1 protein-coding gene is annotated in these 590 nt (G+C 60.7%); it reads right to left on the bottom strand.

What is annotated here, in order from left to right:
* A partial coding sequence (locus QMA15_RS32720; RefSeq protein WP_290289392.1) for a condensation domain-containing protein occupies nucleotides 1-590 on the bottom strand: 590 nt, incomplete at both ends.

The following is a 590-nucleotide window of genomic DNA, read 5'->3' as shown; positions in this document are numbered from 1 at the left end:
AACCGTCACCCGCAATGTGATGCACCGTCATCGCCAGGACGTACTCGAACTCGTCGAGCTGGAACAGATGAGCTCGCATGGGAATTTCGGACGTGACGTCGAAAGTTGCGCCGAGGACTTCGGAAACTCGTACGAAGAGAGCACTTTCGGACACATACTCGATCGTCAGGTCCACGGCCGCGTCATCCGGCGAGAGAATTCTCTGGAAACCGATGCCGTCCACTTCAGGGTAGACCGTCCGGAGAACTTCGTGGCGCAGCACCAGATCACCCACTGCCGCACCAAGCGCCGATACGTCGAGGGCGCCGGAGAGGCGAAGGACCACTGGCATGTTGTATGCCGACGACTCAGGTTCGAAGCGGTTGAGGAACCACATCCGGGACTGAGCCGGTGACAACGGGACCGCCGACGGGCGTACCCGGGCTGTCAGGGCCGGCCTACTCGAGGATGATGAGGCGTCGAGAACCGCAGCAAGTTCGGCTACCGTCGGCGAGTCGAAGATGGCCCGCAGCGGTATGTCAGTGCCTCGGTCTGCGTTGATGCGGCTGACAAGTCTGGTCGCATTGAGCGAATTACCACCCAACTCGAAG

Origin of the sequence: Rhodococcus sp. APC 3903, from assembly GCF_030407755.1 — a bacterium.
Lineage (GTDB): Bacteria > Actinomycetota > Actinomycetes > Mycobacteriales > Mycobacteriaceae > Rhodococcus_F > Rhodococcus_F erythropolis.
This window is presented reverse-complemented; position numbering and strand designations above follow the sequence as displayed.